This window comes from Novosphingobium silvae, assembly GCF_009856825.1.
GTDB lineage: Bacteria > Pseudomonadota > Alphaproteobacteria > Sphingomonadales > Sphingomonadaceae > Novosphingobium > Novosphingobium silvae.
Genome location: NZ_WVTD01000009.1, coordinates 45,947 through 69,218, shown reverse-complemented (window position 1 = coordinate 69,218; position 23,272 = coordinate 45,947). Strand labels below are relative to the sequence as shown.

Genomic DNA, 23,272 nt, shown 5'->3' with positions numbered 1-23,272 from the left:
TCTTCCCCTCGGCGTGTCCTGCCTCTACCACCTGCGCCATGAGCCTGCTGTTCGACGTGCCCGCCGCCCCGCCTGTCCCCGTGCTCGGCACGCAGGACCGCTTCCCCGTCCGCCGCATCTTCTGCGTGGGGCGCAACTATGCCGCGCATGCGCTGGAACTGGGCAATACGGTCGATCGCGAGGCGCCGATCTGGTTCAACAAGGCCCCGGCCGCGCTCTGCCTTTCAGGCGGTTCGATCCCCTATCCGCCGGGCACCGCCAACTGCCACTATGAGATGGAATTCGTCGTCGCCATCGGCGCGCCTGCCTTCCGCGTGGCTCCCGAAGCGGCGATGGAGGCGGTCTATGGCTATGCCTGCGGGCTCGACATGACTCGGCGCGACCTGCAGAACGCCTCCAAGGACAAGGGCTATCCCTGGGATACCGGCAAGGACTTCGAGAACGCCGCGGTGATCGGCGCAATCACGCCTGCCTCCAGCTTCGGCGGGATCGCAGGCCAGCGCATCGCCCTCGTGCAGAACGGCGAGGTGAAGCAGGACGGCACCCTGTCCGACATGATCTGGTCGGTGCCCGAACTCATCGCCGACCTTTCGCGCCTCTACCATCTCGGCGCGGGCGACCTCATCTACACCGGAACGCCGGCAGGCGTCGGCCCTGTCTCGGTGGGCGACGTGCTGGAAGGGGAGGTGGAAGGCCTTGCCCCCCTGCGCCTGGAGATCACCGCCGCCCAATAGCCGCGCGAAGGGGTGTTTTCGGGTCGACCCGGGCGCGACAGGCTCTAAGACGGCGGCCATGACTGCGACATTCCCCCGCGCCGCCCTTCCGCTCCTCGCTCTTGTCCCGATCCTGGCCACCGGCGCCACCCGCGCTGCGGCGCAGGAAGCGGGCGAGAGTCCGCGCGGGCCGATCATCGTCACCGGCCGCGGCCTTGGCGAAGGGCCCGCGACACCCGCCTACGACGTCGAGACCATCGCGCGCGACCGGCTCTCCTCCAGCGCCTCGGGACGGATCGAGGACGTGCTCGCCTCGGTCGCGGGCTTCCAGCAGTTCCGCCGGTCCGACAGCCGCGCCTCCAACCCCTCCAACCAGGGTGTGACGCTCAGGGCGCTGGGCGGCAACGCCTCCAGCCGCGCGCAGGTCCTGCTCGACGGGGTTCCCGTGGCCAACCCTTTCTTCGGCTATATCCCGCTCAGCGCCCTTGCGCCCGAGCGCCTTCGCGCCATCCGGGTGACGCGCGGCGGCGGCATGGGAGCGTTCGGCGCGGGCGCGGTCTCGGGCACGATCGAGCTGGAAAGCGCAGGGCCCGGCGACATCGGACCGCTGCAAGGCTCCGCGCTCGTCAACGATCGCGGCGAGACGCAGACCGGGCTCACTCTGGCGCCAAGGCTGGGCCAGGGCTTCGTGGTGGCGGGCGTCCAGTGGGACCGGGGCCAGGGCTTCCGGACGACGCCCTCGGACCAGCGCGTCGCCGCTTCCGCCCGCGCGAAGTACGAGAGCCTCTCGGGCTCGCTCCGCGCGGTTGCCCCGCTGACCGACACGGTGGAAGTGCAGGCCTCAGCCCTCGTCTACGACGATGCGCGAACGCTGCGCTTCAAGGGCGCCGATTCGACCTCGTCCGGCCAGCAGGGATCGCTGCGCTTCGTGGGCCATGGGGACTGGGAGTTCGACATTCTGGGCTACGTGCAGGCGCAGGATTTCTCGAACGTCGTCATCAGCTCCACAAGCTACCGCAAGACGCTCGACCAAGCGAAGACGCCCACGCTGGCGGTCGGCGGCAAGGCGGAACTGCGGCCTCCGGTCGGCGAGGACCACGTGCTGCGGCTGGGCACCGACGTGCGCCTGTCGCGCGGCAACCTGGTCGAGATGCCGTATAGCGCCCAGACCGGCCTTGCCACGGCATTTCGCAGGGCAGGCGGCAAGCAGTCGGACCTGGGCTTCTACGCCGAGGACGACTGGACGCTGGGCCAGCTGGTGCTGACGGCCAGCCTCAGGGCCGACCGCTGGACCATTCGCGGCGGCTACTACCGCGAGCTTGCCGCCGACGGAACCGTCAACCGCGACACCCGCTTTGCCGACCGCGACGGCTGGGACATCAACGGGCGCGGCGGGGTGGTGTGGAACCTCGCACCCGCGATCTCGCTGCGCGCGGCGGCCTACACGGGCCTGCGCCTGCCGACGCTGAACGAGCTGTACCGCCCCTTCGTGGTGTTTCCCGTGACCACGCAGGCGAACGCCGCGCTCAGCCCCGAGCGCCTGCGCGGCTACGAGGCGGGCATCGACTTTCACCCCGCCGAGGCGCTGTCGCTGTCGCTGACCGCCTTCGACAATCGCCTGAAGGACGCCGTCGCCAACGTCACCATCGACGAAACCACCCGCCAGCGCCAGAACGTCGATGCCATCCGCGCCCGGGGCGTCGAGGCGAGCGGCACTCTCGCGCTTGGCCGGGTCGATGTCTCGGGCTCGCTTTCCTGGACCGACGCCGAAGTGGAGGCGAGCGGCAGCCAGATCGCGCTCGACGGGCTGCGTCCCGCGCAGGTTCCCCGGTTCGCCGCCAGCGGCACGCTCGCCTTCGCGCCGCGCGATGGCTGGCGCCTTGCCGCCACCCTGCGCCACACCGGCGCCCAGTTCGAGGACGACCTGGAAACCGACGTGCTGCCCGCCGCGACCACTCTCGACCTCTTCGCGCAAGTGCCGGTGGCACCGCTCGTCAGCGTGGTGCTGCGCGGAGAGAACCTGTTCGACGAGACCATCGTGACACGCAACCAGGGTGGCTCCATCGACCTCGGCGTTCCGCGCACGCTGTGGGCCGGCATCCGCGTGGGCTTGCGCTGAAGCGCGGCCTCGGGCACCGACCGGGCATGGCAAGGCACGAAGCCCCATGACCCGGCTCACGGTGAACGAGCGCCCGGTGGAGTTCGCGATGGATCCGCGCACTCCGCTGCTCTGGGCGCTGCGCGACGCGGCCAACCTGACCGGCACCAAGTACGGCTGCGGGGTGGGTGACTGCGGGGCCTGCACCGTGCTGGTCGACGGCGCGGCGCTGCGCTCGTGCCTCATCACCCTTGCCGAATGCGAGGGCCGCTTCGTCGTCACCATCGAGGGGCTTTCGCGCGACCGCTCGCACCCGGTGCAGCAGGCAATGGTCGCCGAGCAGGCGATCCAGTGCGGCTTCTGCACCCCCGGCATCGTGATGAGCGCGGCCGCGCTCCTTTCCGCCAACGCCAGCCCGAGCGATGCCGAGATCCGGGCCGCGATACCCAATCTGTGCCGCTGCGGCGTCTATCCGCGCCTGCTGCGCGCCGTCCATCGGGCCGCCGCCCTCACCCGGCGCGAGGACACGATCGACGCCGCGCCCGCGCCCGGCATCGCGCCGCAGGCGGCCGCCCGCGCGGTTCCCGCGCTCACACCGCCCAGCTCACTCACCTCATCAGGAGAAACCCCGTGAAGGCCACCATCTGGCACAACCCCAAGTGCGGCACGTCGCGCAAGACGCTGGCGATCCTTGAGGAAACGCCCGGAGTCGAGGTTGAGATCGTCGAGTACCTCAAGACGCCGCCCACGGCCGACAAGCTGGCGCAGCTCTACCGCGACGCCGGGATCACGCCGCAGCAGGGCCTGCGCACCAGGGGCACCGACGCGATCGAGCGTGGCCTTCCCGACGCCGACGACGCGACCGTCCTTGCCGCGATGGCGGCCGAGCCCGCCCTGATCGAGCGCCCCCTGGTGGAAACCGAAAGAGGTGCCAGGCTTTGTCGTCCGCAGGAGACGGTTCACGAGATCCTCTGAGGCGGATTCGTCCGTCCACCCCGCTTCTTTCGTTTCGCCTCACGCCGAAGCGTCATCGCCTTGCAATGATGCTTCCGATCTGCCACCGCATGGCCTTCAAACGCCATAACAAAACTGCGAGAGCCTTCAGCCGCATGACCAGTACCGAGCTTGCCCGCGAGGCCCTGCCCCAGCGCATCCGACGCAAGATCAAGCAAGGCCTCGGGCCCTGGGGCGTGTTCTTCGAGGGCTTCCTGCGCAACCCGGTGATGGTCGGCTCGATCGTGCCGTCCTCGCGCTTCGTCATCAATCGCATGCTCTCGCGCGTTGACTGGCCGAATTGCAGGCTTTTCGTGGAATATGGCCCGGGCGTCGGCACCTTCTGCCAGCCCGTGCTCGACAAGCTTCCGCGCGACGGCACGCTGATCGTGATCGACACGAACCCGCTGTTCATCGACTATCTGCGCCGCACCATCACCGACAGCCGCTTCATCGCGGTCCATGGTTCGGCCGCCGACGTCGAGGACATTGTGCGCGCCCACGGGCACGAAAAGGCGGACTACGTGCTCTCGGGCCTGCCCTTCTCCACCCTGCCCGACGGCGTCGCCCCGGCAATCGCAGCGGCCACCTACCGCGTCATCCGCAAGGGCGGGGCATTCCTCGTCTACCAGTTCCGCCCCAAGGCGCGCAGCTACATGGCACGCCATTTCAAGCGGATCGAGGATAGCTACGAGCTGATCAACGTGCCGCCCTGCTTCCTGTGGTGGGGCTGGAAGGACGAAGACGAAGGCTGATGCCTTCGGGAGGAGACCGCTGCTCCTCCCCGTCAGCAGGCGACTACTCGAACAGGTCCGCCATTGCCGCGCTGGAAGGTCCGGCCAGCTGCCGATGCGTCTGGCTGAGCACGGCCGCCAGGATCACGCTGGCGACGGCACCGATTGCGCCGGTCACCACGCCCATCACCAGCACCGCCGCCTGCCCCTTGCCCAGTACCAGCATGGCCGGGCCCACGAGGATGAAGGTCGCGACGAGCGCGATCGCGAAATAGGCCAGCGTCAGCAGCGTGTAGAAACCGAAAAGGCGCAGGCTGTTCCGGCGCGTGAGCTTCCACGAGCGCGCCATCGCGGCGATCGGGTTGGCAACGCCTTCGTTGACGATCACCGGCACCACCAGCGAGAACTTCACCGAGGCGTACGTTCCCGCGCACATCACCAGCACTACCGCCAGCACGCCCCCCGCACTTGCCGCGCCTACCAGCGAGAACAGCCCCACCACAACGAGCGAAAGCGCCAGGATGCCCACGGTCAAAGCCAGGAAAGCGATAATCGCCACCGCCAGCAGCGTCGGCACCGCGCGCAGCCCGCGGCTGATCGATTCGCCCACGGTCGGCCGGCCGCGATCGCTGATGAGCGCGGTCACCGCCAGATAGCCGATCATCTGCACCACCGTGCCGCCAAGCCCGAAGCCCAGCAGCAGGCCCATGTTGTCGGCCACCAGCGCGTTCAGCACCTGGGGCTTGTTGGCGCTCATCGCCTCCAGCATCCGGGTCTGCACGCCGTCGAGAAACACGGTCGACAGCAGGGTGGGCAGCAGGAAGAACACGCCGCCCAGCGCCAGCAGCACTTCGCGGTTGGCGCGCACCGCCGTCGTGGCGTCTGTCCACGCGCTGTTGCTGTCGAACTTCATGACTTGGGCTCCAGGATTGCCTTCACGGGGCTGGGTATCGGGCCGGCGGACGACGCGCGCTCGCCTAAAGGCTCTTGATAACCGCAGGGAATGACGCCACGCAACGCGCCATGACGATTCCCGCCATTCTTCCGGGTGATATCGAGCTGCGCGTCTCGGCGCAGCCCGTCCCCTACCGCGAGGCGCTGGAGGAGATGACGGCGCGCAACGCCGCCATCGCCGCCGGCGAGGCGCGCGAGCTCATCTGGCTGCTCGAACATCCCCCCGTCTACACCGCCGGCACCAGCGCGGCCATCGCCGAACTGCTCGATCCCCGCTTCGAGGTGGTGGAGGCGGGGCGCGGTGGGCGCTACACCTATCATGGCCCGGGCCAGCGCATCGGCTACGTCCTGCTCGATCTGAGGAAGCGCGCCCGCGACGCGCGCGGCTTCGTCCACGCTCTGGAAGGCTGGGTGATCGACACTCTGGCGGACTTCGGGGTGGAGGCGTTTCGCGCCGACGGCCGCATCGGCATGTGGACGCAGGACATCGACGGGCGCGAAGCCAAGATCGGCGCCATCGGCGTGCGCATCCGCAAATGGGTGACGATGCACGGCTTCGCGGTCAACATCCGCCCGGACCTTGCCCATTTTACCGGCATCGTACCCTGCGGGATCGAGGAGTTCGGCGTCACCAGCCTTGCGAGGCTGGGCAAGGCGGTGGACCTTGCACAATGGGACGCGGCGCTGGTCGGGCGGGCACCCACGTTCCTCGCCGCGCTCGAAAGCCCCTGCCCTCCGGAGACCACCGCATGAAGTTCCCGCGCCTGATGGTCCTGGCCGCGACCGGAGCCGTCCTCACCCTTGCCGCTTGCGACCGCGGGAAGCCGCAACCCAAGGCGGCGGCGGGGGGAGAGCTCCTTCCCCGCTCGGCCAGCGACGACATGCTCCCTTACGACACGGTGCGCTCGCAAGCCTCGCTCTCCCCGCCTGCGGATGCCGGGCTCTACGACGAACCCTCGCGCAGCCGGGGGAGCGTGACGGCCACGGCAGCGGCGGAGGACGACGTGGTGAGCGGCCCCGAAGGCCCCGCAGTCGCCGAACCGGCGCCGCCGGCTCCTACGCCTTAAGAGCGCCTCACAGAGCCTTGTCGTAAACCGCGTACTCGCGGTTGACCTTGCTGCCGATGGCGTCGGCGATGGCGACCATGCCCTGGTTGTCCTCCAGCACCCATCCGATCTCCGCCCGCTTGGCCGCGAATGTCTCCAGCGCCTCGCGGCGGATGTACTCGATCATCATGAAAGCCAGCTGGCTGGCAAGGCGCGAGGACTGCAGCTTCTTGCGCACGCCCATCAGCGGCACGCGCATCTCGGCCGGGCGAGGCTTGCGCAGCCACAGCAGCAGCCGGATCAGCCCGAGGAGCGAAGGCTTGCCGTTGCGCTTGTTCACCCGCATCTGGACGCCGTTGAGGTCCGGCAGCGTCATCATGAAGGCGACGGGCTCGCCCTCGTACTCGGCGATGCGGATGAGGCCGGGGTGAACCAGCGGCTTGAGCGCCTTGCCCGTGTACTCGATCTCGCGCGGGGTGAAGGGTACGAAGCCCCAGTTGTCCGACCAGGCATCGTTGAGGATGTCGCAGATGATCGCGGCGTCGCGGCCGAAGTGCTTGAGCTCGACCTCGCGGATGCGGATCTTCGCGTTCTTCTCGCCCGAGGCGACGATGCGCCGGATCAGCGGCGGGAAGTCCTGGCGGATGTCCAGATCGAACGTGCGCAGCGTCTTGACGCGCCCATATCCGGCGCGCTCGATCCAGCCCTGGTAGGCGGCGTTGTGATGCGCCATCATCACCATCGGGGGATGATCGTGGCCCAGCACCTGGATGCCGGGTTCCTCCCAGACGGACAGGTTCATCGGCGCCACAACGCGCGTCATGCCCTGTTCGCGCAGCCAGCCCTCGGCCGCCGCGATCAGCGCGCCCGCCGTCTCCTCGTCCTCCGCCTCGATCGCGCCCCAGTTACCGGTGCCAGGCCCCATGCCCTGCTCCACCGGCTGTTTCAGCGCCAGTTCATCGATGTGCGCCGATATGCGTCCCACCACCCGGCCACCGCGCCGGGCAAGGAAGAGCTGGACCTTGGCGTGGTCGAAATAGGGGTTCTTGCCCGGCGTGAACTTGGAGATCTCCTCCGAGCGCAGGTTCGGCACCCAGTTTTGATCTGCCGCATTGAGCCGGTAGGCAAGGTCTACGAAGGCAGCACGATCGGCCTTGCTGGAAATGGGAGTGATCACTAGTTCAGCCATGGCCACGATGCTGCCTTTGTTTCGGCTTAGGAAAAGATGTGAGCGCGACCTGCTGCCGACAGTGGCCGGTTGTCAAGTCCAGTCCCCTGCCCCGCCGCGCGGCGAAGTGCGGCCAACCCCGTCCGGCGCGCGGTTATGCCCGGATGCCTGTGGAATACGCGTATGATGAATGCCCGCAATGCGATCGACATGACTGCCCCCGTGCAGGCGCCGCGCGATGCCGCGCCCGCTTCGACGTGGCATTCCCAGATGCCCGACGACAAGGCGATGCTGCGCGCTGCAGCGGAGCTGACGCGCGACATCGCCGTCGCCCGGCCCGGCATCTACTGGCCCGACATGCTGGCCAGCGCCTTCGTCGGCTACGCGGCGCTGGCGGGCGCGATCCTGGTGAGCCATCCCGTCGCCGCGGTGCTGCTGGGACTGCTCTCGGCGCTCGCGCTGTACCGGGCGCTGCTGTTCATCCACGAGCTGACGCACATCCACAAGGACGCGCTGCCCGGCTTTCGCATGGGCTGGAACCTGCTTGTCGGCATTCCGATGCTCATCCCCTCGTTCATGTATGAGGGCGTGCATACCCAGCACCACGCCCGCACCCGCTACGGCACTGTCGAGGATCCCGAATACCTGCCGCTCGCGCTGATGAAGCCGTGGAGCCTGCCGGTCTTCGCGCTGACCGCGATCCTGCTGCCGGTGGCGCTGCTGGTCCGTTCGGCCGTGCTCGTGCCGCTGGGCGCCGTGATCCCGCCGCTTCGCACCCTGGTGTGGGAGCGCGCCTCCGCGCTCGCCATCAACCCGCAGTACCGCCGCCGCCGGCCTGAAGGCGACTTCGCGCGCATGGTGTTCTGGCAGGAAGTCGGCTGCTCGGTCTGGGCGATCGCGGTTCTCGCGGCGAGCTTCGCCTGGGGCTGGTGCCCGCTTCTGATCGCCCTTTGCGTGGTTTCGCTAACCGCGTTCCTCAACCAGGTGCGCACCCTGGTCGCGCACCTGTGGGAGAACGACGGCGAGGCGATGACCGTCACCGCGCAGTACCTCGATTCGGTGAACGTGCCGCCTCCGGCGCGCTTTTCCGGCCTGTGGGCGCCGGTGGGCCTGCGCTATCACGCCCTGCACCACCTGCTGCCCTCGCTGCCGTACCATTCGCTTTCGGAAGCCCATCGCCGCATCAGCCAGCACCTTGGAGAAGCTTCGACCTACCGCAAGGCCAGCTACCCGGGCCTCGCTCCACTGCTGATGCGCCTTGCACGCAGCACGATGACGGCCCGGTAAGGAAAGGCTGGGGGCGGGCTGAAAAGCCCGTGTCGGAAGACTGTCCCTCTATCAGCGAAGAAGCTTCCGGCGGGAGGCGGATCGCCCAACAGCGCTCACGGACCATCGCCCTCACCTGACTTCGGACGCACAGGCTGGAGGCCTGCCGCCCTGCCTCAGCTCATTCTTCGGTGCGGATCAGCACCGTTTCGCCGATAAGGGCGAACAGCAGGAACGGTGCCCAGGCCGCAATGAAAGGCGGGTATCCGCCGAAATTGCCCATGGCCAGAGCCGCGTTGTCGAACACGAAGTAGGCGAAACCCAAGGCCATGCCGATCACGGCGCGGATCAGCAGCGCGCCCGAACGGGCCAGTCCGAAGGCGGCGACCGCTCCCAGCAAAGGCATCAGCGCCGATGAGAGCGGCCCGGAAAGCTTGTGCCACCATGCCGCGTCCAGCTCGCTCGTCCGTTGCCCGGCCTCGCGCACGGCCGCGATCGAGCGCGACAGGGTAAAGATGTCCTCGGCGTCGGCATCCACCTTGGAGAGGTAGATCTTGGCCGGCGTGATCCCCGGCGCGATCGTCGCGGAGGCAAGCTGCGTGGTCCGCGCCGCGGCGACGTCGAACTTGACCGGCCGGTCCATCTTCCAGCCCGGGTTCAGGTAGGTGGCGCGGTCGGCGCGCAGCTGCTCTACGATCATGTCGTTGGCATCGCGGCGATAGAAGGTGACGCCGTTCAGCACCATTCGGTCGCCCTCGCCCGTCAGCGACTGCGCGAGCAGCAGGTCGCGCCCGTCGGCAAGGTAGAGGTTGGCCTTCGCCGCAGTCGCCTCGGGTACGGGGCCATAGTCCACCGCCTCCCACGCTGCCAGCGTCGAGGTCGCGCGGGTCACCACGCGCTCGTTGAAGGCAAGGCTCAGGCCCGAGATGACGAGCGCGGTCATGATCAGCGGCGCCAGCACCTGGTGCGCCGAAAGCCCGGCCGCCTTCATCGATATGACTTCGCTGTTCTGGTTGAGCGTCGCCAGCGTGATGATCGTGGCCAGCAGCACCGAATAGGGCAGGAAGCGGGCGACAAGCTGCGGCACGCGCAGGCTCACATAGTAGAGGAGCTGCATCTGGCCGTTGCCCGGGTGGGCCAGGATGTCGCCGCTCTCTCCCAGCAGGTCGAGGACCTGCAGCACCAGCACCAGCATGATGAGCACGGCGAGGATGCGGGTGACGAAAAGCCGCGCAAGGTACAGTGTCAGCGTGCGGGAGGGGAAGAATTCCATCTGTATGTCAGCCCTGTTCCGCCGGCACGGGCAGGATCGGGCCGCGCCTGTTCCGGCGCAGCAGCGACTTCACGCGCTTCATGATCTTGCTCGAAGCCGTCTCCAGCCAGCCCAGCGGCTGCCCGCCCGGCACGTAGGCGACTTTCCAGTACATCCACACGATCAGCGCCGCGAATACGAAGAAGGGGCCCCACAGACCCAGGATCGGGCTGATCTTGCCAAGCGAGGCGACGTCGTTCGCGTACTGGTTGACCTTGTGATAGGCCACCACCATCACGATCGAAACGAACAGGCCCAGCGCCGAGGTCGACCGCTTGGGAGGAATGGCGAGCGCAACCGCCAGCAGCGGCAGGAGCAGCATCATGACCACTTCCACCATGCGGTAGTTGAAGTTCGCCTGGCTCGACACCCGATCCTCGCGCGGGATTTCCTTGTTCCAGCCCAGCTTCATGAGCTCGGGCAGGAGGTATTCGCGCTCCTGCCCACCGCGCTGGCGGAATTTCTCGATCGCTGGGAGCTCGATGGGAAGGTCGTGCCTGGTGAAGGACAGGACGCGCGGCATCTGGCCGGGCATGTCCTGGATGATCTGGCCCTGCTCGAGGCGGAAGATGATCGTGTCCGGATGGTCCTTAAGCGCGAGGAACCGGCCTTCCCGCGCCGAGATCGAAAGGACCTGACCCTTGTCGTTTGAGAGACGCGCGAAAATACCCATCAGCCGCTGACCGTTGTCGCGGCTCTCGTCGATGCGCAGGGCGATGCGGTCCTTGAGCGCGGTGAACTCGCCCACTTTGATGGAAGCGCCCAGCGCACCGGACTTGAGCTCGTAGTTCAGCTCTTCGTAGTAGTAGCGCGCAAGCGGCTGCAGGTAACCGACGATGGCGAAGTTGCACACCACCAGCACGACGGTGATCATGTAGGGTACCCGAAGCATGCGGGTGTAGCTGAGGCCCACCGCGCGCATCACGTCGAGTTCGCTACTGGTCGCCAGCTTGCGGAAGGCGAGCAGGATGCCGAGCATCAGGCCAAGCGGGATGGCGAGACTGGCATATTCGGGCAGCATGTTCGCCAGCATCTTGAAGACGACGCCGATCGGTCCGCCTTCGGTGGCGACGAAATCGAACAGGCGCAGCATCTTGTCCATGACGAGAAGCGACGCGGCAAGCAGGAAGATGCCGAACATCGGCATCAGCACGAGGCGAAGGATATACCGGTCGATGTCGTTGATGAACTTCAACTAGAGCACTTTCCGACCGGCGTCGTCACTGAACCGTTCCCCCGGCCCTTAACGGCTGGGACCGCGCGGGCAAAGCAATTTGTCGTCATGCGGCGGCACGAGCCTGCATGGCACGTCCGGATAGGCGGCCAATGGCCTGTGCTCTAACGTTGGCGGAGAGGCAAGGTTGCCGCCCGTGGGGACGGCAAAAGCAGCTTTTGCGCTAGCGCTTCCCGGCGGCTCGGCCGTCCTTGGCTCAGGCCTTCTCCAGCGTGCACTGGAGCGGATGCTGGTTCTGCCGGGCAAAATCCATCACCTGGTTCACCTTTGTTTCCGCAATTTCGTAGGGGAAGATTCCGCAGACCCCCACGCCCTTCTGGTGGACGTGGAGCATCACCCGCGTGGCCTGCTCGAGGTCCATGTTGAAGAACCGCTTGAGGACCATCACCACGAATTCCATCGGGGTATAGTCGTCGTTGAGCATCAGCACCTTAAACTGGCTCGGCTTCTTGGGCTTGGCGCGGGTCTTGGTCGCGATGCCGACTTCCTGGTCGCCATCCGTGCCGCGGTCACCGCCGCCATCTTCCCCCTCGCCGCCCACGGGCGCAATCCAGGCGGACGCGCTGGGACGAAGGACAGGTTCGGAATCGGCGATCAGGGAAGTCATGGTGCCCAGAATATCGTACCGGGGCACCTGATAACAAGATGCCCCGGACCACATTCTTGGATTTGGCGCCCCACCGGTCCGATGAACGGGTTCATTCGGACGGCGGGAGCAGCCCGGCCGCTCAGACCGAGACCGAGCGCGCCTTTTCCATGGCGACGCTCATCCGGCCCGAGATGGGAGCGAACGAGTCGCTGAACAGCTTGAGCATGGCTTCGCTGTTCTTCGAGCTGTAGGCGACGGCGCTGTCGAAGTTCTTGCGCACCATGTCACCCTGGATCTTGAAGAAGTCGGTGGGCGACTTGGCGGCAGCGAGTTCCTTGATGTCGCCGGTCATGGTCTCGAAAGCGGTACGGCCCTCTGCGACGAGCTCCGAGCCGAAGCCCTGCATGCCCTCGACCATGATCTTGCCCGATTCGACGACGGCCTCGACGTTGCCCTTGGCGAACTCGCTCACTTCGCCCAGCACACTGGTGCTCTTGTCGAAGGCAGCCTTCGCCTTTGCCTGTGCTTCGGTCATGGCGTCCTGGATGCCGGCGAAGTTATTGCTCATGTCCATGTTGTGTTCCTCGAGCATGAAATTGGTGAAAAGGCCTGCAAAGGCGGGCTTTGTACCGGTGGTGGGCTGGGTATCGATAGCGGGGCTTGGTTCGGCGTAGCTGGCCGCAGCCGGGGCCGGGTTAGGCAGCGCCGCAGCCTTCACGTCCTCAGCATCGTCCTTCGCGGGCTCAGCAGGGGAGGAAGACGGGCTGGCCACCTGCCCGGCAGGCGCGCTGGACTTTACCTGTGGCACGGCAGCCGCCTCCGAAGCTTTGGGCTCGGCGACGGCAGGCTTGGCGATACCGGGCGCTGCCCTCGGCTTGATCAGCTTCTGCTTGCCACCACCGATTTCCGGAGCGGCAGAGGCGCCCTTGGCAGCCGATCCTGCAACGGCCTTGGCGGCTTCGACGACTTGCGCCGGAACCGACGGAGGGGCACCTGCAGTAGCTTTGAACGCCCCCGGCTTGGGAGTTTCTGGCGCCTTCGCGGCCGACTGAGTGGGAATGCCCGGCAGGACCGCGGGCTTTGTAGCCGCGGCAGCGGCCCTGTTCTTGGTATCCTTGGTATCTTCGTTATCGGCCATGTGGGAAAATCCAGCCTTGGTGAGAACGTGAACCTCGGGCCCGGAAGACCCTTGCGGAAGATAACTTACGATTCGTTCGAACGGTTGCTGCGACGCAAAATAGATTTTTGCACAAGCGAAGTCAACTGACGAATGCTGCACTGCAAAACGATGCTGCAGCGCACAATGCCAGAGGTGTGCAGGCCTCAAGCAAGGTACAGCCGATTGGATTGCTGCAGTGTGTCACAGCTATCAATCTAGCGCATCTTTTACCCGGACCGGCGTGCCGCTAAGCCGAATTGGGGCGGTTCAGCGCGCCGCGACGTAGCGGCCGGGGGCGTCCTCGATCACCGTGTCTCCGCGACCGCCAGGCCGCCGCTTGCCGCGTGCCGGCACTTCCGCGTCGTCGCGGGCGCGCAGCCATGCCGCCCAGTGCGGCCACCAGCTTCCCGGATGCTCGGTTGCACCTGCGATGAAGTCCTCCAGCGTCTCTGGCCCGCCTTCGTTCGTCCAGTACTGGTACTTGCCCGAGGATGGCGGGTTCACCACGCCAGCGATGTGGCCCGATCCCGCAAGCACGAAGGTCTGTGGCCCCGAAAGATAGCGAGTGAGCTTCCACACGCTGGACGCCGGCGCGATGTGGTCCTCGCGCCCGGCCTGGATATAGGTCGGTGTCGAAATGCGCCGCAAGTCGATGGCGGTGCCGCCCGCCTGAAGCGAATCGGCCACGACGAGCCGATTGTCGCGATAGAGGTCGCGCAGGTAGTCGCGATGCCAGCGCGCGGGCAGATTGGTGACGTCGCCGTTCCAGTGGAGCAGGTCGAAGGCGGGGTATTCCTCGCCTTTCAGGTAATTGTTTTCGACGTAGCTCCAGATGAGATCGTTGCCGCGCAGGATGTTGAACGTTGCGGCCAGATAGCGCCCATCGAGGTAGCCTTCGGGCGAGAGGTGACCCACCGTCTCGATCTGGGTATCGTCGATGAAGTGCTTGAGGTCGCCGGCTTCCTCGAAGTCGACCTGCGCGGTGAAGAAGGTGGCGCTCGCGACCTTGGCCTCTTCGCCGTGCCGGGCGAGCACCGCAAGCGTCGCCGCCAGGGTCGTGCCCGCCACGCAGTAGCCGATGGTGTGAACCGCCGGGACATCGAGCCGCGCGCGCACGGCATCGATCGCCTCGATCTGCGCGGCGATGTAGTCGTCCCAGACCAGTTCCGCCATCGACGCGTCGGCCGACTTCCACGAGACCATGAACACCGTGATGCCCTGCTCCACCGCCCAGCGCACGAAGCTCTTCTTCGCGTTCAGGTCGAGGATGTAGAAGCGGTTGATCCAGGGGGGGAAGATCAGCAGCGGGGTGCCGAGCACGCGGTCGGTCGTCGGCGTGTACTGGATCAGCTGGTACAGCGGCGTCTCGAACACCACCTTGCCCGGCGTCACCGCGATGTTCTCGCCCAGAACGAAAGCACCGGGTCGGGTGTGGGTGAGCTGGCCCTTGCGCATGTCGTCGAGCATGTTCTCGAAGCCGCGCACCAGGCTCTCGCCCTTGGTTTCGGCCGCCCGGCCAAGCGCCACCGGGTTGGTGAGCGGGAAATTCGCCGGGCTCAGTGCGTCCACCATGGCGCGGGTGGCAAAGACCAGCTGTGCCTTGCGCGCAGGCTCCAGCCCCTCGACCGCATCGGCCATCGAAAGCATCTGCTCGCCCATCATCAGATAGGCCTGGTGCAGGAAGGCGAAGAAGGGCTGGCGCCGCCATTCCGGGTCCGCGAAGCGCCGGTCGCTGCGTGGAAGCTGCAGTTCGTCCGCTGGGCCGACCGGCGCACCCTCCTGCCCCCTGGGACCCAGCCCGAACTGGCCGAACACCGAGTTGGCGAGGGCAAGCCCGTCGTTCCAGAGCTTGTGCTGAACTTCGGGATTGGTGAAGGGCAACTGGCGCAAGACGCTTTCGGCCGTCGCGATCCACTTCATCGGATCGGCGAATTGCGGCGCCTTTTCGGTGGCCTTGCCTAGCTGCTCGACCTGGAAATCCGTCCACATCGAATGCAGCCGCCCGGCGATCTCGGCCCAGTGTACCGCAGCCTCCGCCTCGGGCGTGCCGCCGGCCGGAACCATCTGCCCCAACAACGCGGACAATCCCGGCGCCTGAGCCTTGGTCTCGGCCACGGGCGGGACATGCGTGACGTCGCTGGTCAGGTCGGCGTCGGTGGCCATCGGCAATCGCTCTCCATTCACTTGGCTCTCCCCGGTTTGACGCCGCGCGCCGGCACTGTCGAGTCCCCTTGTCGCGCTTTCCGGGCAGTGAAACGCGCAACGATCTTTCGCCAGACCCCATTTGCGCGAACGACGTAATCCCCTACAGGAACCGGGCGGCCATTTTGCCGCGGCGTATATGGAAACATCAAGGTCATGGAAGACGAGTTCTACCGCATCAAGCGACTGCCGCCCTATGTCATCGCCGAAGTGAACGCGATGAGGCACGCAGCGCGGCAGGCGGGCAAGGACATCATCGACCTCGGCATGGGCAATCCCGACCTGCCGCCCCCCCAGCACGTGCTCGACAAGCTGTGCGAGGTGACCCAGAAGCCGGACGCCCACGGCTATTCGCAGTCTAAGGGCATCCCCGGATTGCGCCGCGCCCAGGCGAACTACTACGCCAATCGCTTCAACGTCGAGCTCGACCCCGAACGCGAAGTCGTGGTCACCATGGGCTCGAAGGAGGGCCTCGCCAGTCTCGCCACCGCGATCACCGCGCCCGGTGACGTGGTACTGGCGCCGAACCCCAGCTATCCGATCCACACCTTCGGCTTCATCATCGCCGGCGCCACGATCCGTTCGGTGCCGACCACTCCGGACGAGAACTACTGGCGCTCGCTCGACCGCGCGATGGCCTTCACCGTGCCGCGCCCCTCGATCCTGATCGTCAACTATCCGTCCAACCCCACGGCCGAGACGGTGGACCTTGCCTTCTACGAGCGCCTCGTCGCCTGGGCCAAGGAGAACAAGGTCTGGATCCTGTCCGACCTCGCCTATTCCGAGCTCTACTTCGACGGGAACCCGACCCGCTCGATCCTCGAGGTGCCGGGCGCGAAGGACGTCGCCGTCGAATTCACCTCGATGAGCAAGACCTACTCCATGGCAGGCTGGCGCATCGGCTTTGCGGTGGGCAACCAGAAGCTGATCGCGGCGCTGACGCGGGTGAAGTCCTACCTCGACTACGGCGCCTTCACGCCGATCCAGGCGGCGGCCTGCGCTGCCCTGAACGGCCCGCAGGACATCGTCGCGCGCAACCGCGAGCTTTACCAGAAGCGCCGCGACGTCATGGTCGAGGCATTCGGCCGGGCCGGATGGGACATCCCTCCGCCCAAGGCCTCGATGTTCGCCTGGGCGCCGCTGCCTCCCGCCCTGAAGGAGATGGGCAGCCTGGAATTCTCCAAGCAGCTGCTGACCCATGCCGAAGTCGCGGTGGCGCCGGGCGTCGGCTACGGTGAGGACGGCGAGGGCTTCGTCCGAATCGCCATGGTCGAGAACGAGCAGCGCCTGCGCCAGGCGGCGCGCAACGTGAAGCGCTACCTCGCGTCCAAGGGCGTGAATACGCCGGCCACCTGATCGCATGCACGCGCCGCACAGCTTCCGCCAAAAAGCGCGGATTTGTGCGGCGCTTCACCCCAGCGAACCGGTTGGTACTGTAAGATTTTAGGTGTTGTTCCGAGGTACTGAAGAACGACAGTTTCGCCCCCGACACAGGCTCAAGGACGCCGGGGGGCACATGGCAAGCTATCACGTGCGGGGAAGCGCACTTCATCGATTTCGTTGGCTGGGACCGGGGGCGATTCCACAAGGGTGCGACCTGCGCCAATCGGGGTGGATCCTCGAGGAGGCGGGAGAGCCTTCCACCGAATGCATCATCCTTGCCCAGGCAAGCGAGCCGGACGGCCACGCCTGGGGCGACGTACTGGCCCTGCCGCAAGAGGTGCGGCGCTTCATCCTCGTGGTGGGCGCGGCCGATGCGCATGAGCGCGCGGCCTTGCTCAAGGAGGGCTTCGGCGAAGCGGTGAGCTGCACGATCGAGCCCGGCGAATTCGAGGCAAGGGCATCGCGCCTTGCCGAACTCACCCGCTGGCTGCCTCGCCACCGCCGGCTCGGCGATCTCGAGCTCGACCTTCTGGCGCGCAAGGCCTACGGGTTCGGCAAGCCGATGAACCTCAATCCGCGGGAGTTCGCCCTCCTCTGGCGCCTGTCCGACACGCCGGGCGAAACGGTCACCAAGCAGGACCTCCTCCATGACGTGTGGCGCCTCGGCTTCATGCCCGAGACCAACAGCATCGCGGTCCATATGTCGCGGCTGCGGCGCAAGCTGGAATTTGTGGGACTGACCGGCGCAATCGCGACCGCAAGCGCCGGGGGATACTGCCTCGCCCTTTCAGACAGCACGATGGCGGCTGCGGCGCACTTTCCGCAGTGCGGAGCACCCCGGCGCCACACCGTGCTTGCCGCGCTCTGAGTGCTCGCCTGCACCCCGTGGAACCGCGAGCGTCGCGAGGTCAGGCTTTCGTCGACCGTGACAGCGCTATGAGGTCGGCCGGCGTGTTGATGTTGGGAACAGGCTGCGGCGTTTCCACCGCGCGCGCCCCGATGCTCCCGGCGAACCGGTACAGCGAGTGGGGGCCCTCCCCGTGCAGCAGCTCTTCCAGTACGGGCACGCACGAGAGCGGCCAAAGGCCGATCACCGGCTGTTCGGCAAGGAACGAGGGGCCCGGCGACAAGAGGCGGGGAAGGTCCTCGGGCAGCACCGCCGCGTCGACGCCGCAACTGAGCACCGCCTCGTAGCCTTCGTCCTGCGCGAAGCGAAGCGCTGCCGCCAGCCCGGCCAGTGGCCCCATGCCCGCGCGCGGCCAGTCGGGCAGCGTGGGAGCTGGAGCGGTCTCCCGTCCCGCGACGACGACGTGCTCGCACCATCCCGAAAGCGTATCCACGGCGCGGGCGATCAGAGTGTGACCGCCGAGTTCCGCCAGCGCCTTGTCGCTCCCGAACCGCCGCGACAGCCCTCCGGCAAGAACAACTCCTAGAATCATGCGATGCGCCTTCTGCCAGAGGGATGCGGCAGGCTAGCGCGTCCACGGCACTGCAGCCACCCGACAGGAAGCGCCGGGAACCGCCGCTGTTCCACCAGGGGCCCGCCAACCCGCGACCCCTTCCCTGGGGATCGACCGCGCTATTTGCGATAAGCTGCGCAAAACCCATTGCGCTCCCCGCGATCGGTTGCTAGGCGCGCACTCCTCCACACGGATGGCCCGATGGCGGAGTGGTGACGCAGAGGACTGCAAATCCTTGCACGCCGGTTCGATTCCGGCTCGGGCCTCCATTTTTGCTTCTCAGAGGGTCTGAGAGCATCGCATAAGTGGCTGTTTTCCGACATTTTTACGTGGTAAAATGTCTCCGACAGGTTCGGGCCATTTCACCAAATCTCACCCCAATCATGGAAGATTTGATGGTACGCCCCGCCATAGCGATGGGGAGATACCATCATGTTGGAAGGAAAGCGGCAGAAGTCCGGGCTCACCGCAGCCTGGGTGTCGCGTGCTAAGCCAAAAGACAAGGCCTACAAGCTCAGCGACCGCGATGGGCTGTACCTCCAGATCGAACCCAGCGGCTTACGCGTCTGGCGAATGAATTACCGCTTTCTAGGCAAGCAGAGAACCATAACCTTCGGGCGTTGGCCAGAGCTGCTGCTGGGGGAGGCGCGAGAACGACTGCTCGATGCACGGCGGCTTCTCGTCAAGGGGGTCGATCCCGTCGAGCATGCCAAGCTTGAAAAGATCCAAAAAATGCTCGCGGCGGCGCACACTTTCGAAGCTGTGGCGAACGAGTGGCTCGAAAAGATAGCTGCGGAAGGTGCCGCAGCCATGACGCTCAAGAAGGCACGCTGGCTGCTCGCGAAGCTCTATCCCGCGATCGGAAAGCGTCCCATCCGCGAAATCTCCGCGCATGAGTTGCTTCTGGCCTTGAAGAAGATCGAGGCCACGAAACGCTACGACACCGCCAATCGGGCACGGACCGCATCCAGCCAGGTCTTTCGATATGCGATTGCCACGGCTCGAGCCGAGCGCGATATCGCCTCGGATCTTCGCGGCGCCCTCGTCACCCCTCGAACGACTCATCGGGCCGCAATCACCACGCCGATCGAAGCCGGGGCTTTGCTGCGGACTATCGATGAATATGACGGCTATCCGCTTACGCGGACCGCGCTGCGTCTGCTGGCGCATGTTTTCGTGCGGCCCGGCGAACTGCGCTGGGCGGAATGGAGCGAGTTTGACCTCAACAAGCGCGTCTGGACGATCCCCGGTCACAAGATGAAGATGCGCCGGCCCCACGCTGTCCCCCTCACCCGGCAGGTTGTCGCCATACTCGGCGAGATCGAGCACGATGCGGGCTACAGCCCTTTTCTTTTCCCCTCCCTTCGTTCGGTAGACCGGCCGATGTCGGACAACACGATCAATGCCGCACTCCGGCGGCTCGGCTACGGCAAGGACGAAATGACAGGCCACGGATTTCGGGCGCTGGCCGCAACGCTGCTTAACGAAATGGGCTGCTGGAACCCCGATGCGATCGAACGGCAGCTCGCTCATGCGGACGGCAACTCCATCCGCCGAGCTTATGCACGCGGTCAATACTGGGACGAGCGTGTTCGCATGATGCAGCACTGGTCGGATCATCTTGATCAGCTGCGCGGCGGCGCCACCATCCTGCGGCCCAAGTTTGGTCATAGCGGGTCATAAATTTCAGTGGCTGCGTCCGTGCTTTTGGAGCCCGACACGCATTTAACAGTAGTGATGTTAAACAGGCCTCTCGATGTAAGAATGGCCCCTTGACCCAAGGCGGTTGCGGCGTCCCAGCCCTAACGGACTGACCGCGCTCTACTTCCGCTCACGCTCCAGCCGAGCCGCCGTGCGGCGTCTCGTAGGCATGGCCGTTACGATCGCTGACGCGTTCCGTCCCGCCTTGGGCGGTTCGGTCGGGCTGCTCCTGGCATCCCTTCAGCAGTCGCCGCGCAGGCGCGCGGCGGCGTTGAGCCTTGACGGCTCCAAGGTGGCGGGGGGCGTCGCTGCCCTGTAGCCCCGCCTCGACGGGCCGCAACCCGTCCGCTGCGCTGCCGGGTCCTCCATTTCATTTCAGCCCTTCGGGTGCGCCCCGCCTTCAGCCGGCGGGGCTCTCAGTCCGCTCCTGCCGCCCCCCGCCACCCTGGCGCCGGTCAATGGCGGTTGAGGAAAGGAGTGAGAAGTCATGGCTGACCGTCAGAGCCTTTATGGCGAGGTTACCGCACGTGTGATCGCAGAGCTGGAAGAAGGACGTCTGCCGTGGGTGCAGCCTTGGGACAGTGCCCGGTGCCCTTGCACGATGCCGCAGAACGCCGTGTCCGGACGGGTCTATTCCGGGATCAACATCCTGATCCTGTGGTGCGAGGCGGTGGAACGCCAGTTTTCCTCGCAGCGCTGGCTTACCTACAAGCAGGCCGAGCAGGCAGGCGGGCATGTGCGGCGCGGCGAGAAAGGCACGGTGATCTGCTATGCCGACCGCTTCACCCCGAAGGACGAGGCAGCGAAGGCAGCGTGCGAGGACCGCGAGGCGCGAACGATTGCTTTCCTGAAGCGCTTTACCGTGTTCAATCTCGACCAGATCGATGGGCTGCCCGAGCAGTATGCGGCCGAGCCGGCCGTGCCCGATCCCGTCATGGCGATTGCCGAGGTGGACAGGCTGATTGCCGCGAGCGGTGCGGACTTTCGGATCGATGGTAGCGAGGCGTTCTATTCGCCGGGGCAGGACTATGTGCAGGTGCCGCCACAGGCTGCGTTTCATGAGCCCATAAACTGGTTTCGCACGGCGCTGCACGAAATGGGTCATTGGGTCGGCGGTAAAGGTCGGCTGGAGCGTGATCAGTCCGGGCAGTTCGGCTCGACGGCGTACGCAAAAGAGGAACTTGTCGCCGAGATGACGGCGGCGTTCACCTGCGCAACACTTGGCATCCAGCCGACCGTGCGGCACTCGGATTACATCGGTGCGTGGCTTGAAGCAATGCGAGCCGACGAGAAGGCGATCTTCCGGGCGGCGAGCGCAGCCAGCAAGGGTGCCGACTATCTCCTCGTATTCGGGGAGGAACGGTCATGATCGGGCCCCTCTATCGACTGGAGCAGTATGTGCGCGAAGCGTTGCTGCGCGATGCCTTTCCCGAGTACGAAGACCCGCAAACACGCAGGGTTGCGAGAGCGGTGCATTCGCTGCCACCCTTCCACCGCCAGCTGTTCTGCCTCGTGCGCTACGATGGCTGGTCTTACGAGGAGATCGCGGCGCGCCTGGATATCAGCGTGCGGCGGGTGGAGGTCGAGATGGGCCGCACAATCTTGCTGCTGAGCCGGTCGCTGCGGCGGCAGGAGCGCAAGGGCTGGTGAACGATCGGCCGCGCCCGCTGCGGCGGGCGCGGCTGCTGATTGCTCAGGCGTAGTCCTCGACCGAATAGAACATGGGATTCTGCAGCCACTGGTCGATCGCAGCGCGACGCCAGCCGACGCATCGCTGCGCGATGCGGACTTGTTTGGGAAAGGTCCCGTCCTGGACCTTGCGATAGAGCGTCGCGCGCGACAGCCCCGTTTCCTTGAGCACTTGAGGCAGACGCACGAACGCATTGGGAGAGGCGGTATTCATGTGGCGCATCCTTCCTTTTCCGAGGGTTGGATTGGCCGGCCACGAGTAGAATTGGGGCATCCCTGGAAAAGCGCAACTGCATGAGAACCCGCCCATGTCCGATCCTGCCCCGTCTGGCACCCTAAGTGTACCCTGGTGCACTCTGGTGCACCCTACCGGACGATCAAATTTTTTTGTCTCATGACCGTGCGATGAGCGATGAAAGGCTCGCATCCCGGTTGCGGCGGCAGCTTTTCCCTAATTACGGGCGTCTGGCGGGCCGAATCCGCTCGCCGCCACATCGCCCGATCAGGATCGCGCGGCGCGGCGTGTCGGGCGGGCATGCCCTGTCACCTCCGCGACGTGGTCGACGAGCCGGACGATGATCTCGCAAACTTCGTCGCTGGCGAAACCACCGTCGTCAGGCTCTATCCCCTGCGCCCGGCTGAGGCTGTTCCATTTCCAGTAGGGCGACAGCACGGCCATCAGCCGGTCAGTAGCAGCATCCTCATAGCCGAACGCCGTGGCGTTGGCGTACGCCAGCGAGCGGTCGACATGAAGGCCGATGTACTTCGCACACCACATGTCGGGAAAGCCGACGTCGAGCAGATGCGAGGACATCGCCAGCTGCGCGACGATCCCCGCCGAGTAGAAGAAGTAGGCCGTGTCGTCGGCCGTGCCAAACGTCAGCGATCCCATGAACTCGCCGGCACGCAGATAGCGCTCCAGGCTGAGCGCCCGCCCTTCGCGGGTACGCAGCAGCCGCACAGGCCGCGCATCGTAACGGCGCCAGAGCGCGCCGAGCTCGGAATTCTCGCCCGGCAGGCTGATGATGGCAGCGCCATGCGTAGCAGCGCCAAGGGTATGATGCTGCGCCAAAATCCGCTGCGCACCGATTTCCAGAAACATTATGAGCAACTGGTCTCGGACTATAACAGCGAGAAGGATGCCGTGAACATCGAGCGGACCTTCGCGGCGCTCCTGGTGCTGGCGGAGGAACTGGATGGCGAACAGCGCCGTGCAGTGCGCGAAGGATTGGACGAAGAAACCCTGGCCCTGTTCGATTTGCTGATGAAGCCTGACCTCGAAAAAAGCGACATCGTCAAGCTGAAGAAGGTCGCCGTTGGGCTATATGAAATCTTGAAGCAGCAATTGGACACCATGCAGGATTTTGCCGGGAAGCAGGCGACACGCGATGCGGTTCGCGTGGCGATAACGAACTTCCTCTACGATGATAGAACCGGCCTCCCCCAAAGCTATGAACCGAACGAAGTGGACGTGAAGGCGCAAGCGGTCTTTGCCCACCTTTTGACAAGGCGCAGTCTAGATCTTCATGCCGCGTGACTCTTTGACGTTCGAGGAAATCTGAAGAGGCAGG

The 23,272-nt window shown here is 65.9% G+C and carries 24 protein-coding genes and 1 tRNA gene; 15 read left to right on the top strand and 10 right to left on the bottom strand.

Translation table 11 applies throughout. The features are described 5' to 3' along the window. The first annotated feature begins 38 nt into the window (after window positions 1-38). The 5 genes from GR702_RS12935 (at window position 39) to GR702_RS12915 (ending at window position 4,559) form a co-directional block, all read left to right on the top strand. On the top strand, window positions 39-734 hold the full coding sequence (locus GR702_RS12935; RefSeq protein ID WP_160986314.1) for a fumarylacetoacetate hydrolase family protein: 696 nt from the start codon (window positions 39-41) through the stop codon (window positions 732-734). A gap of 58 nt (window positions 735-792) precedes the next feature. After that, the gene (locus tag GR702_RS12930; protein ID WP_160986313.1) at window positions 793-2,832 is read left to right on the top strand and encodes a TonB-dependent receptor; all 2,040 of its coding nucleotides are present in this window, start codon (window positions 793-795) and stop codon (window positions 2,830-2,832) included. Between the two features lie 46 nt (window positions 2,833-2,878). Further along, on the top strand, window positions 2,879-3,445 hold the full coding sequence (locus tag GR702_RS12925; RefSeq protein WP_160986312.1) for a (2Fe-2S)-binding protein: 567 nt from the start codon (window positions 2,879-2,881) through the stop codon (window positions 3,443-3,445). Beyond that, window positions 3,442-3,786, top strand: a complete 345-nt coding sequence (arsC, locus tag GR702_RS12920; protein WP_160986311.1) for an arsenate reductase (glutaredoxin) — start codon at window positions 3,442-3,444, stop codon at window positions 3,784-3,786. The genes GR702_RS12925 and arsC overlap by 4 nt, the downstream gene beginning before the upstream one ends. Window positions 3,787-3,920: 134 nt before the next feature. Then, entirely contained in the window at window positions 3,921-4,559 is a 639-nt protein-coding gene (locus GR702_RS12915; protein WP_160986310.1) for a class I SAM-dependent methyltransferase, read from the top strand. Between the two features lie 43 nt (window positions 4,560-4,602). Here the strand turns inward: GR702_RS12915 and GR702_RS12910 are convergent, their stop codons facing one another. Continuing rightward, window positions 4,603-5,451: a lipoyltransferase gene (locus GR702_RS12910; protein WP_160986309.1), complete on the bottom strand. Its 849-nt coding sequence runs from the start codon at window positions 5,449-5,451 to the stop codon at window positions 4,603-4,605. 110 nt (window positions 5,452-5,561) lie between these two features. On the opposite strand from GR702_RS12910, the gene lipB reads away from it, so the two are divergent. After that, complete coding sequence (lipB, locus tag GR702_RS12905; protein ID WP_160986308.1) at window positions 5,562-6,245, top strand: lipoyl(octanoyl) transferase LipB; 684 nt, start codon at window positions 5,562-5,564, stop codon at window positions 6,243-6,245. Then, window positions 6,242-6,559 carry a hypothetical protein gene (locus GR702_RS22080; protein WP_202408260.1) on the top strand — a complete coding sequence of 106 codons (318 nt, stop codon included), beginning with the start codon at window positions 6,242-6,244 and terminating at the stop codon, window positions 6,557-6,559. The genes lipB and GR702_RS22080 overlap by 4 nt, the downstream gene beginning before the upstream one ends. Before the next feature lie 7 nt (window positions 6,560-6,566). Here GR702_RS22080 and GR702_RS12900 read toward each other — a convergent pair whose 3' ends face one another. Beyond that, window positions 6,567-7,727 (bottom strand): N-acetyltransferase, encoded by a 1,161-nt coding sequence (locus GR702_RS12900; protein WP_160986307.1) that lies wholly within the window; start codon window positions 7,725-7,727, stop codon window positions 6,567-6,569. Window positions 7,728-7,892: 165 nt separating this feature from the next. Between GR702_RS12900 and GR702_RS12895 the strand changes: the two genes are divergently transcribed. Continuing rightward, window positions 7,893-8,993, top strand: a complete 1,101-nt coding sequence (locus GR702_RS12895; protein WP_160986405.1) for a fatty acid desaturase family protein — start codon at window positions 7,893-7,895, stop codon at window positions 8,991-8,993. A gap of 160 nt (window positions 8,994-9,153) precedes the next feature. Here the strand turns inward: GR702_RS12895 and lptG are convergent, their stop codons facing one another. The 5 genes from lptG to GR702_RS12870 all read right to left on the bottom strand — a co-directional run bounded on the left by lptG (window position 9,154) and on the right by GR702_RS12870 (window position 15,429). Then, window positions 9,154-10,251 (bottom strand): LPS export ABC transporter permease LptG, encoded by a 1,098-nt coding sequence (lptG, locus tag GR702_RS12890; RefSeq protein WP_160986404.1) that lies wholly within the window; start codon window positions 10,249-10,251, stop codon window positions 9,154-9,156. A gap of 1 nt (window position 10,252) precedes the next feature. Next, window positions 10,253-11,479, bottom strand: coding sequence for an LPS export ABC transporter permease LptF (gene lptF / locus GR702_RS12885; protein WP_160986306.1), 1,227 nt, complete (start codon window positions 11,477-11,479; stop codon window positions 10,253-10,255). 235 nt (window positions 11,480-11,714) lie between these two features. Next, window positions 11,715-12,125 (bottom strand): ATP-dependent Clp protease adapter ClpS, encoded by a 411-nt coding sequence (gene clpS / locus GR702_RS12880; RefSeq protein WP_202408245.1) that lies wholly within the window; start codon window positions 12,123-12,125, stop codon window positions 11,715-11,717. A gap of 121 nt (window positions 12,126-12,246) precedes the next feature. Next, window positions 12,247-13,245: a phasin family protein gene (locus GR702_RS12875; protein WP_160986305.1), complete on the bottom strand. Its 999-nt coding sequence runs from the start codon at window positions 13,243-13,245 to the stop codon at window positions 12,247-12,249. Between the two features lie 288 nt (window positions 13,246-13,533). Beyond that, window positions 13,534-15,429 carry a PHA/PHB synthase family protein gene (locus GR702_RS12870; protein WP_160986304.1) on the bottom strand — a complete coding sequence of 632 codons (1,896 nt, stop codon included), beginning with the start codon at window positions 15,427-15,429 and terminating at the stop codon, window positions 13,534-13,536. A 195-nt stretch (window positions 15,430-15,624) separates the two neighbouring features. Here GR702_RS12870 and GR702_RS12865 point away from each other — a divergent pair, with 195 nt between their 5' ends. Both GR702_RS12865 and GR702_RS12860 read left to right on the top strand, forming a co-directional pair. Further along, window positions 15,625-16,824 (top strand): LL-diaminopimelate aminotransferase, encoded by a 1,200-nt coding sequence (locus GR702_RS12865; protein ID WP_160986303.1) that lies wholly within the window; start codon window positions 15,625-15,627, stop codon window positions 16,822-16,824. A gap of 160 nt (window positions 16,825-16,984) precedes the next feature. Beyond that, window positions 16,985-17,719 (top strand): winged helix-turn-helix transcriptional regulator, encoded by a 735-nt coding sequence (locus tag GR702_RS12860; protein WP_160986302.1) that lies wholly within the window; start codon window positions 16,985-16,987, stop codon window positions 17,717-17,719. Window positions 17,720-17,759: 40 nt separating this feature from the next. Here the strand turns inward: GR702_RS12860 and GR702_RS12855 are convergent, their stop codons facing one another. Beyond that, entirely contained in the window at window positions 17,760-18,290 is a 531-nt protein-coding gene (locus GR702_RS12855) for a molybdenum cofactor guanylyltransferase (protein WP_160986301.1), read from the bottom strand. A gap of 216 nt (window positions 18,291-18,506) precedes the next feature. On the opposite strand from GR702_RS12855, the gene GR702_RS12850 reads away from it, so the two are divergent. From GR702_RS12850 to GR702_RS12835, 4 genes are all read left to right on the top strand, one after another. Beyond that, window positions 18,507-18,580, top strand: a tRNA-Cys gene (locus GR702_RS12850). Between the two features lie 166 nt (window positions 18,581-18,746). Then, a complete protein-coding gene (locus GR702_RS12845; protein ID WP_237449694.1) occupies window positions 18,747-19,994 on the top strand; it encodes a tyrosine-type recombinase/integrase in 1,248 nt (415 codons plus the stop codon). 505 nt (window positions 19,995-20,499) lie between these two features. Next, window positions 20,500-21,381: an ArdC family protein gene (locus tag GR702_RS12840; RefSeq protein WP_160986299.1), complete on the top strand. Its 882-nt coding sequence runs from the start codon at window positions 20,500-20,502 to the stop codon at window positions 21,379-21,381. Then, window positions 21,378-21,662 carry an RNA polymerase sigma factor gene (locus GR702_RS12835; RefSeq protein ID WP_160986298.1) on the top strand — a complete coding sequence of 95 codons (285 nt, stop codon included), beginning with the start codon at window positions 21,378-21,380 and terminating at the stop codon, window positions 21,660-21,662. The genes GR702_RS12840 and GR702_RS12835 overlap by 4 nt, the downstream gene beginning before the upstream one ends. 43 nt (window positions 21,663-21,705) lie before the next feature. Here the strand turns inward: GR702_RS12835 and GR702_RS12830 are convergent, their stop codons facing one another. Together GR702_RS12830 and GR702_RS22075 are read right to left on the bottom strand one after the other, a co-directional pair. Next, on the bottom strand, window positions 21,706-21,915 hold the full coding sequence (locus GR702_RS12830) for a helix-turn-helix transcriptional regulator (protein WP_160986297.1): 210 nt from the start codon (window positions 21,913-21,915) through the stop codon (window positions 21,706-21,708). A gap of 288 nt (window positions 21,916-22,203) precedes the next feature. Then, complete coding sequence (locus GR702_RS22075; RefSeq protein WP_202408244.1) at window positions 22,204-22,773, bottom strand: hypothetical protein; 570 nt, start codon at window positions 22,771-22,773, stop codon at window positions 22,204-22,206. Between GR702_RS22075 and GR702_RS22070 the strand changes: the two genes are divergently transcribed. Then, a complete protein-coding gene (locus tag GR702_RS22070; RefSeq protein WP_202408243.1) occupies window positions 22,738-23,238 on the top strand; it encodes a type I restriction enzyme endonuclease domain-containing protein in 501 nt (166 codons plus the stop codon). The two genes, GR702_RS22075 and GR702_RS22070, sit on opposite strands and share 36 nt — an antisense overlap. Window positions 23,239-23,272 lie beyond the last annotated feature (34 nt).

Bases quoted from the DNA above. Each gene is read 5' to 3' on its own strand.
- GR702_RS12935 (WP_160986314.1), top strand. From the start codon at position 39: ATGAGCCTGCTGTTCGACGTGCCCGCCGCCCCGCCTGTCCCCGTGCTC.
- GR702_RS12930 (WP_160986313.1), top strand. From the start codon at position 793: ATGACTGCGACATTCCCCCGCGCCGCCCTTCCGCTCCTCGCTCTTGTC.
- GR702_RS12925 (WP_160986312.1), top strand. From the start codon at position 2,879: ATGACCCGGCTCACGGTGAACGAGCGCCCGGTGGAGTTCGCGATGGAT.
- GR702_RS12915 (WP_160986310.1), top strand. From the start codon at position 3,921: ATGACCAGTACCGAGCTTGCCCGCGAGGCCCTGCCCCAGCGCATCCGA.
- GR702_RS12910 (WP_160986309.1), bottom strand. From the start codon at position 5,451: ATGAAGTTCGACAGCAACAGCGCGTGGACAGACGCCACGACGGCGGTG.
- lipB (WP_160986308.1), top strand. From the start codon at position 5,562: ATGACGATTCCCGCCATTCTTCCGGGTGATATCGAGCTGCGCGTCTCG.
- GR702_RS22080 (WP_202408260.1), top strand. From the start codon at position 6,242: ATGAAGTTCCCGCGCCTGATGGTCCTGGCCGCGACCGGAGCCGTCCTC.
- GR702_RS12900 (WP_160986307.1), bottom strand. From the start codon at position 7,727: ATGGCTGAACTAGTGATCACTCCCATTTCCAGCAAGGCCGATCGTGCT.
- GR702_RS12895 (WP_160986405.1), top strand. From the start codon at position 7,893: ATGAATGCCCGCAATGCGATCGACATGACTGCCCCCGTGCAGGCGCCG.
- clpS (WP_202408245.1), bottom strand. From the start codon at position 12,125: ATGACTTCCCTGATCGCCGATTCCGAACCTGTCCTTCGTCCCAGCGCG.
- GR702_RS12875 (WP_160986305.1), bottom strand. From the start codon at position 13,245: ATGGCCGATAACGAAGATACCAAGGATACCAAGAACAGGGCCGCTGCC.
- GR702_RS12870 (WP_160986304.1), bottom strand. From the start codon at position 15,429: ATGGCCACCGACGCCGACCTGACCAGCGACGTCACGCATGTCCCGCCC.
- GR702_RS12865 (WP_160986303.1), top strand. From the start codon at position 15,625: ATGGAAGACGAGTTCTACCGCATCAAGCGACTGCCGCCCTATGTCATC.
- GR702_RS12860 (WP_160986302.1), top strand. From the start codon at position 16,985: ATGGCAAGCTATCACGTGCGGGGAAGCGCACTTCATCGATTTCGTTGG.
- GR702_RS12855 (WP_160986301.1), bottom strand. From the start codon at position 18,290: ATGATTCTAGGAGTTGTTCTTGCCGGAGGGCTGTCGCGGCGGTTCGGG.
- GR702_RS12840 (WP_160986299.1), top strand. From the start codon at position 20,500: ATGGCTGACCGTCAGAGCCTTTATGGCGAGGTTACCGCACGTGTGATC.
- GR702_RS12835 (WP_160986298.1), top strand. From the start codon at position 21,378: ATGATCGGGCCCCTCTATCGACTGGAGCAGTATGTGCGCGAAGCGTTG.
- GR702_RS12830 (WP_160986297.1), bottom strand. From the start codon at position 21,915: ATGAATACCGCCTCTCCCAATGCGTTCGTGCGTCTGCCTCAAGTGCTC.
- GR702_RS22070 (WP_202408243.1), top strand. From the start codon at position 22,738: ATGCGTAGCAGCGCCAAGGGTATGATGCTGCGCCAAAATCCGCTGCGC.